Genomic DNA, 8,567 nt, shown 5'->3' on the forward strand with positions numbered 1-8,567 from the left:
CGATGTAAACGAGCGTCCCCTTGAGGTGATTGACCGACTGTGCGTGCGGATGTAAAGTATTTAATTCAACCTATATAGCTATAAAAAATACCGACCTCCAAAAGTTAGATTTTTTGGTCTAACTTTTGGGGGTCGGTACAAAACTTAAAAGTTTTAGACCCTTTTATTTTCTTAATGACTTCAGTCAGTTTTGTGCGTAAAGCGTGCGAAACAAGAAAACCGCGCGTTTCTACGCGTGGAAGAAGTATCTTTAGCGATAAAAACTCCTTTCGATATACTAGTGAGTGGCTACCAACCGCTCATCAGATCGAAAGGAGTTTTTTCATGTCAAATGACGATAAAAGTTTAGCATATACTCGTTGGAATTGTAAGTATCATATTATTTTTACACCAAAATATCGACGAAAAGTAATCTATGGGCAATTACGAAAAGATCTTGGAAAAATACTTAGGAAGTTGTGCGAAATGAAAGATGTGGAAATCATAGAAGCACATGCAATGCTAGATCATATTCACATGCTTGTTCGAGTACCACCAAAAATATGTATATCCAGTTTTATGGGGTATCTGAAAGGTCGTAGTGCGGTACTAATCCACGAGCAGCACGCAAATCTCAAATATAAATACGGAAACAAATCCTTTTGGTCGAAGAGATACTATGTGAGTACAGTCGGATTGAATCAAAAGACAAATGAAAAATACATCCGTGAACAAGAAGCTGATGATCGCATTCGATATATTATAAGTAAAAGAGAGTACGTAGAACCATTTAAAAAATAAAGAGAAGTAAGTGAGTGAAGATGAGCAGTTGGCGGTCTTTTAAAAATCCCCTTTTAAGGGGCAGCGAGTGTCGACCCCTTCTAGGGGGATTAAAAATACACCCGTCCTCACGGGTGTATGGGTTACTGATAGACTTGATTTTAACTGGTGTCAGAAACTTATGTCCAGAAAGGGTGATGAAATTTTGGCAATTTACGGCTATTCAAGAATTAGCACAAGCAACCAAGATTACAAAACACAAATTCAAACATTAGAAAATGCTGGCGCAGAAATAATCTTCCTAGAAAATCACTGGATTATCGAACACCTTTGGAAGTATTTTTGAGTTACGTAAGTATTGATGATCTGTCTAACTTAATTTGACAATTAAGATCATTAAAAAAGCGATTTAAATAACTTTCTAATTTATTAGCAACAGTTCCATATGGATATGGAGGAATGTGCTGATGAATTCTGCTTACTTCTTTCTGTTGTAGTGTATAAAACCTTCCATTTGGAATGGCAACACTTTTTTTGACAAAAATTATAAGGTGTTGTGAATGCTGCGGTGTTATGGCTACGATTGCCCTTGACAATGAGCATCCTCGGATCTGATTTTCTCCGGCAGAAGCACAATCATTCAATTACGCTGCCTCTCCAGAGGTATCAGATCCGCGCTCATTATCAAGGATTCGCTTCGCCAATCTCTGTTGTCGAATTTGGATCGGTGTTTCATACGCCAACGTGCCATGTAAGCGTAGATAGTTCCACCAATGCACATAATCAAACAATTCTAGACGTAGCTGTGCCAGTGTCTCAAATTGGTATTGATGCACGAATTCTACTTTGACAGATTTATAGGTTGATTCCGCAACGGCATTATCATACGGACAACCCTTCCTACTCAATGAACGAGTAATTCCAAAACCATTCAGAATCTCATGAATGGTTTGGTTATCAAATTCCTTTCCCCGGTCTGTATGAAAAAGCTTGACGTCTGTTAAAGAATACGGTATCCGTCCAAAGGCTTCTTTTACCAATGAGGCATCTTTCTTCTCACCACAGGAATAACCAATAATTTCTCGATTAAACAAATCAAGTATTAAGCAGATATAATGCCACTTTTTCCCCACGCGAACATAAGTAAGATCCGTAACGATGGCTTCCAATGGCTGTTCTTGTGTAAAGGTCCGATCTAATACATTCGCTGTTTTCGCTTCATTACAAGCTGTTCGTTGCCCTTTAAAATGAGCGATCGTATAGGTAGATGTCAATCCGCGGCGTTTCATGATTCGACCGATTCGGCGCCGACTGAGTTGAAGCCCACGCTTTGCTAAACACTTCTTCAATTTTCGGGTACCGTAAGCCTTTCGGTTTCGAATAAACTCTTCCTGGACGATCTCTTCTAAGTCGGACTCATTTTCGATCGGTTTCGCTTGATAATAGTAGGTCTGACGAGAAATATTTAGAATTTTGCACATCGCTGATATGGAATATTTATGCTTGTTGGCATCAATTACTTGTCTTTTCGTCCGAATATCAGCGCCGCTTGCTTTAAAATATCATTCTCCATTTCGAGTTGCTTATTTTTCTTTCTTAGTGCGATCAATTCTGCTTGTTCTGGTGTTAAGTTGTCTCTTTCTTTGAATGAGCCCGTTGATTGTGCTTGCTTCATCCATTTATCGAAAGAAGAAGGCGTAAGCTCATACTCTCGAATAATTTCTGCGCGAGGCTTACCAGCGAGATAGAGATCGACGATTTGTTGTTTGAATTCTTTTGAATAGGTTCTTCGTTGACGTTTTGACATGAAAAATCCTCCAGTGTGTTTTTTATTATTCTACACACCTTATTTTTTCTGTCTAGTCTAGTGTAGCCGATTCACCTCTCATCCGTTACATGTAATAACGAAAAATAAAGTAAAGGTGTTACTAACTGATACATGATAAATGCGATTTATTGAAAATTTTCGTCTATCGTAACTCTTAAAGGAGTGTTAGTCAGTTCATATTGTGGTTTAAACATTCTTCTAAAGCTCTTTCAAAAAGAAAAAAATGGAGATGGTTTTTTACCCCATCTCCATCAAAGAGTTTAATAATGATGTTACTTAAATAGTAATTATAGAAATCGAAAAAATAAATCCTGTAATAAACTACTTACTTACCTTTAAAACATCGTTCTTTATATGAGAAGATTTATTTAATTCGGTAGCTTTTAAATTATCTTTTTTCATTTGTTTAAAGTACCAAATGAACATTAAGATATAACCTGCTAACGCTGCTACAGATGATAAGATTAAAGTTAGGTCCATAGTACTGACTGCTTTCCCTAATAATACAGCTAACATTTTTTCTAAGGGATCCGAATCAACAGAACTAAATAACTGTCCTTCTGATAAACCAGCTGGGAAGTTATTCATTGCAATAGATGCTGATGTAAGGAAATTTCCAATAAGAGTAGCTGCCCATAAGAATAACGGAATCATTATCGTACCGATAATTGTCATTCGGATAACTTTTCCTTTAGTAACAATCAACAAGGCTGGTGTTAAAACAGTTAATAAAATCCCTCCTAAAGGAAGAACTTGGTTTCCCGGAAGAATCATAGAGATGATTAGAAGAATAGGAGCTAAAATATTAGCTACTGCCCATACCTCGGCTCTTGATGCAAGAATCGGCCAATCAATGGCAATAAATAATTTTCTACCTCTTAAGCGTTTACTCATCAAAGTAGTGACACCGTCTGATAATGGTTCAATAGCAGGACCGAACCAACCACCAACATAAGCAAATAGTTCCAAAGCAACTCCTGCAGTAAACGCTAGAGTAAAGACTTCTTGAGGGCTTTGTTGTCCTAATAGACCAATAAATAAGCCTAAATAAACACCAATCGCAAATTTACTACCCCAAAAACCAATTTTTTTATTTAAAATTTCAGCGTTAAAATCATATTTATCGATAAAAGGAATACAGATATCAATTAATTTATTAAAGATCATTACGATAGGAGCTACTAATAAAGATGGATGCGCTGTCGTAGTGATATTCGTTTCTTCATAGTCCAATAATTCGTTGATTGTCGGTTTCATTACATCCGCATTAATCAACATAAGTGCGTAGATAAAGACTACAAAAATTGAGGTTATGAAAATGTTGTTATTAGAGTATTCTAAAATAATCAATCCTATAATAGAAATATTCCAAATATTAAATAAATCAACATTCAGGGTTTGGGTAAAGGAAGTAAACAACATGATTAAGTTCATAATGATACAAATGAACGCAAAATATAGTGTATACATAGATCCCCACGTAATCACAGCTAAAGGTGCCCATCCTAAATCGGTTATAGACAAAGAAACACCAGTAGACTCAACAAAACTATTTAAAGCTGGTCCAAAAGCACCGGTTAGTAAGGATATAATAGCACCCATACCAGTTAATGCAATGGCCATTTTGAGACCGCCTTCAATTGATTTAGAAAAAGAAACCTTAAATACTAACGATAGTAGAGTAATAACAATAAACATCATAGCAGGTGCGCCTAATCCAATGAAAAAGTTAAAACCTGTATTTAGTGCTTCAAACATATACAACATCCCCTTTAGTTTTCGTAAATGCGTAACCGGTTACGAATTTTGAGGACTTTTACAATTTATCACATTTATCTTTTAAATACAAGAGAAAATATTTATATTGACAACCGCTTGCAAAAGGAGTTATGATAATAAGCGTAATCGGTTACGTTATTTCAAAGAGGAGTTTAAAGTATGACAACAATACGCGATGTAGCAAAATTAGCAAATGTTTCTACTGCTACTGTTTCTAGAATCATTAATGGAAAGGGAGAAGCAAGCCCTGAAACTATTAAACGTGTAAACAAGGTAATAAAAGAAGTAGGTTATAGACCTAATTCATTAGCTAAAAGTTTATCAAAGCGAGATTCGAATTTGATAGCTTTAATAATACCAACTTTAAATAATCCTTTTTTTCCAGAATTAGTTCAAGCAATTGAAGCCGCAGCCAGTAAATATGGATACAGCTTATATCTTTGTAACAGTGAAGATCAACGATTAAAAGTTGAATACTATCTTGATTCAATCGTGGATCATTATGCGTGTGGAGCAATTATTAATTCATTACATGTCAATGAAGAGGATTTAAAGCGTTTAGAAGAACGTGGAATTCCCACAATTACAATTGATAGAACTCAATTTTCACATCCATATTCTGCCGTTGGAGTAAACCATAAAGATGGCGGATACCAAGCTGTTACTCATTTAGTTAAAAACAATAACTGTAAGAAAATTGTCTTTTTGTCGGGGCCAGATGGTGAAAAAAGCTCTTTAGATCGATTAGAGGGTTACAGAGAGGCTCTAAAGGAAAATAAAATAACAGATTTTGAAAAAATTGTTTATGGTAATTTTGAAACAATCAGTGGGTATGAAGCGATTAATGAGTTAATTAAAAAGGGTTGTACTTTTGATGCCATTTTTAGTTCTAATGACGCAATGGCATTTGGTGCTATTAGAGCATGTATTGACGCAGGCTTACAAGTACCAGAAGAAGTAAAAATCATTGGATACGATAATGTTTTACTTTCAAGTTATTTTTATCCAAAACTAACAACTGTTAGTCAGCACAAATCGCGTATCGGAGAACTTACGATTAAAGAACTCGACCGTTTGATAAATCAACCAAATAGTAAGCCAAGAAAATATAATATTTCTCCTGATTTAATAGTCAGAGAGTCATCAAATAATAGGAGTGTAAAGAATGAATAAACTAGGACCATCATTAATGTGCACGGATTTAGGAAATGTAGAACAAGATATTAAAGAATTAGACAATGCAGCAGTAGATTTTTACCATATTGATGTGATGGACGGAGTCTTTGTTCCAAATTTTGGTCTTAACATCGACTTTGTTAAAAGAGTTCGGGAAATAACTGAAAAACCACTTGATGTACATTTAATGGTGACAGATCCAAGCCGTTATATCGATACATTTGCAGAGGCAGGTGCAGATATGATTTCTATACATGCTGAAGCAACAACGAATTTACAAGGCGATTTAGCAAGAATTCAAGCACATGGTTTGAAAGCGGGGGTAGCCATTAATCCTGCTACTTCACTGGATGTATTGGAATATGTCTATGACGTAACCGATTACGTAGTAGTGATGACGGTAAACCCAGGGTTTGCAGGGCAAAAATTCATACCAGCTATCTATGATAAGATCCAAGAGCTTAGTGATCAAATAAAGAAACGCGGGCTGAAAATTGAAATACAAGTCGATGGAAATATTGGGGAGAACACGATCCCTAAGTGTAAGGATAATGGAGCCACAATGTACATCGGCGGATCAAGTGCGGTTTACAACAGCGCAGGAACGTTAGAAGAAAACGTCAAAAAGACAAAACAATTATTAGTGTAGGGAGGAAATGAAAATGTTCTATGATGTGGTAGTACTGGGTAGTATAAACATGGATGTACGTGTGGAAACGAATAATTATCCAGAATATAGTGAAACAGTTTTTGCAAATAAGATTGAGATGTTACCTGGGGGAAAAGGTTCAAATCAAGCTGTCAGTGTAGCAAAACAAGGTAAAAAATTAGCTTTTTTAGGTGCTGTTGGTCAAGATAGTGCAGGTAAACAGATGCTTCAGAACTTGGAAAACAAAGGTATTTTAACTAGCTATATCTTGCAAACGAACAAAGCTGGCACTGGTACCTTTGTAGCGATTGTTGATAATAGCGGAGAAAATACAATGGTTGGTACAATGGGGGCTAACGAAACACTTTTGAAAGAAGATATAAGAGAAGTCTTTTCGGATATTGAGGCTAAGGTCTTATTATTACAAATGGAAACGAGTAGAGAATCTATTATTGAGACCATGAAAATTGCAAAAGAAAAAAATATGTACACTATTTTAGATCCAGCTCCTGCAGATGGATATTTTGAGGAAGCTCTTAAGTATGCGAGTTTAGTTACTCCTAATCAGCAGGAGACAGAAAAAATAACTGGAATCAAAGTAGTAGATGAAGAGACGGCATTTGAAGCAGCTAAAAAAATACATGCAATGGGTGTTCCTGATGTTATCATTAAAATGGGGAACAAGGGCAGTTTAGTATACAAAAATGGAGAAAAGGTTTTAGTTGATTCAATCAAAGTCAAGGCGGTTGATACGGTTGGGGCTGGAGATACTTTTGCTGGTGCACTAGCAGCCACATTAGTTGATACAGATAATTTAGTAGAAGCAGTTCGCTTTGCAAATATAGCAGCAGGTATTAAAGTATCTAGATTTGGGGGACAAGAGGCTATACCAACTAAAGAAGAAGTGATGGAATATCAAAAAGAAGCTATAACGCAATAAAACTAATTTAAGCTAGTTAGCAACGCCATTTTGAAAAAATAGAGCGAATAAACATAAAATGAATTTATCTTAAATCGTCATGATGGTCTTTCTATTGGAACGTCTTGAGCTATTACTTAAATAAACTACTAGATATACCGGTTTTTCTTATTAGCACGTACAAGCTGTGTAAAGCATATGGATACTGTTATTACAAGAAAACCAAAGATATGGACAAAGTGATGGGAAATTATGGTAACAGCAGTTAAAAAAGCACGAAGCGATATAAGGAAATCGAGAGGTACGAAAATTATTGCTATTAGGAAAAAAGGCATTCGATCAAACACATGAAGCCCATCAGCAAGTTATAGATAACGAATCAGCATGGCCGGTTATAAGAGTAAAAGAAAGAAAAAGCTATATTGAAGTCCATTTTTTGAACGGAGAATAGCTTCATTATACGCCAACTGGAAAATGGTATTAAATGAGATAAATCATAAAAGCTAGTTGTAGGCATATTTTTAGCCCTATAACTAGCTTTTATTTATGCTTAAAGAAGAATAGACAAGAAGTAGAAGTTCTGGTAGAAGGGTATCTTTTTGCAGATCTGAAAGAAAATATAAGCAATGAAGAAGGCTATTATTTACTTTTAGAAACTGAATCTGATGGAGTTGTTGAGCATGGAGAACTCATCTAATATATTTCATAAATGGTTATTGTGAATAGCTTAACAGGTTCCCTTAGATTTACGACTTCTCTCATCTATTACTGGAAAGAACATAATTAATTTAAGTTCTCAAACTCATATAGATTAATTAATACGTTTTGATAGTAGTTTCTATGAGATATTGCGTCTATGCTATCTTTGTCTGCCAAACCTATTATTTTCATGACATGATATTCTGATATTATATTAAGAACTTTAGTTACTCGAACTATTTCTAACAAAGAGAATGTTTTCAAATCATCATTTGAACTACCATGAGTGATATAATTTCTGGTATTTGAACATATCATTGCAAAATCACTTCTATCCCTACTCCTAGTAAAATTATACTCATCTAAATCAATTTTTTTAAGTAGGTCTGTTGGTGTCTCTCTCAATAATTCAAGCATTCTTCTCCTAAGAGTATGTTTATTTAAGTTATCTGTGCTATAGATGATTTTCTTCATTACGCTTCCTCAATCTTAGAAGACATTTTTTTTATTAATTCTGTCGCTTTAATTAATCCATCATTTACCTCTTTTTGTTCAGTCCCAAACTCCCTATGCAGGACTTCTAAATTAAGACAAGCGTCTAAAAATGTATTTCCAACATAATTTCCACCTATAAACGATACAGAAAAGTTTTGAATAATAACTTTTATTTTCTTAAAATCATATGATTTGTCAAATTAAGCTAGAATAAAATGCTTCTTGTACATAGCTCAAAAATATTTCGATTGGTGTTCTGTAAT

The 8,567-nt window shown here is 35.0% G+C and carries 7 protein-coding genes and 1 pseudogene; 5 read left to right on the top strand and 3 right to left on the bottom strand.

Annotation, left to right across the window (positions count from 1 at the left end):
* Positions 1-324 precede the first annotated feature (324 nt).
* Complete coding sequence (gene tnpA / locus FGQ66_RS14460; protein ID WP_002295182.1) at positions 325-780, top strand: IS200/IS605 family transposase; 456 nt, start codon at positions 325-327, stop codon at positions 778-780.
* Between the two features lie 264 nt (positions 781-1,044).
* Positions 1,045-1,143 (top strand): annotated as a pseudogene (locus tag FGQ66_RS14470) (IS30 family transposase); the annotation flags it as partial.
* 260 nt (positions 1,144-1,403) lie between these two features.
* Here FGQ66_RS14470 and FGQ66_RS14480 read toward each other — a convergent pair.
* Together FGQ66_RS14480 and FGQ66_RS14485 are read right to left on the bottom strand one after the other, a co-directional pair.
* A protein-coding gene (locus FGQ66_RS14480) for an IS3-like element ISEfa8 family transposase (protein ID WP_138302643.1) occupies positions 1,404-2,566 on the bottom strand; the annotation gives its coding sequence in 2 pieces (ribosomal slippage) (positions 1,404-2,290 and positions 2,290-2,566; 1,164 coding nt in all).
* Positions 2,567-2,908: 342 nt separating this feature from the next.
* Positions 2,909-4,345, bottom strand: a complete 1,437-nt coding sequence (locus tag FGQ66_RS14485; protein WP_002295548.1) for a PTS transporter subunit IIC — start codon at positions 4,343-4,345, stop codon at positions 2,909-2,911.
* Between the two features lie 180 nt (positions 4,346-4,525).
* On the opposite strand from FGQ66_RS14485, the gene FGQ66_RS14490 reads away from it, so the two are divergent.
* From FGQ66_RS14490 to rbsK, 3 genes are read left to right on the top strand one after another with little or no spacing between them, the layout of a single operon-like run.
* Positions 4,526-5,539, top strand: a complete 1,014-nt coding sequence (locus FGQ66_RS14490; RefSeq protein ID WP_002295550.1) for a LacI family DNA-binding transcriptional regulator — start codon at positions 4,526-4,528, stop codon at positions 5,537-5,539.
* Positions 5,532-6,191, top strand: coding sequence for a ribulose-phosphate 3-epimerase (gene rpe, locus FGQ66_RS14495; protein ID WP_002295552.1), 660 nt, complete (start codon positions 5,532-5,534; stop codon positions 6,189-6,191). The genes FGQ66_RS14490 and rpe overlap by 8 nt, the downstream gene beginning before the upstream one ends.
* A 13-nt stretch (positions 6,192-6,204) precedes the next feature.
* Positions 6,205-7,131, top strand: a complete 927-nt coding sequence (gene rbsK / locus FGQ66_RS14500; RefSeq protein ID WP_002295554.1) for a ribokinase — start codon at positions 6,205-6,207, stop codon at positions 7,129-7,131.
* Positions 7,132-7,893: 762 nt separating this feature from the next.
* On the opposite strand, the gene FGQ66_RS14505 is transcribed toward rbsK, so the two are convergent.
* Positions 7,894-8,283: a HEPN domain-containing protein gene (locus tag FGQ66_RS14505; protein ID WP_002328361.1), complete on the bottom strand. Its 390-nt coding sequence runs from the start codon at positions 8,281-8,283 to the stop codon at positions 7,894-7,896.
* Positions 8,284-8,567: the final 284 nt, after the last annotated feature.

The organism is Enterococcus sp. BSD2780061688st2 D3 (assembly GCF_005844145.1).
GTDB lineage: Bacteria > Bacillota > Bacilli > Lactobacillales > Enterococcaceae > Enterococcus_B > Enterococcus_B durans.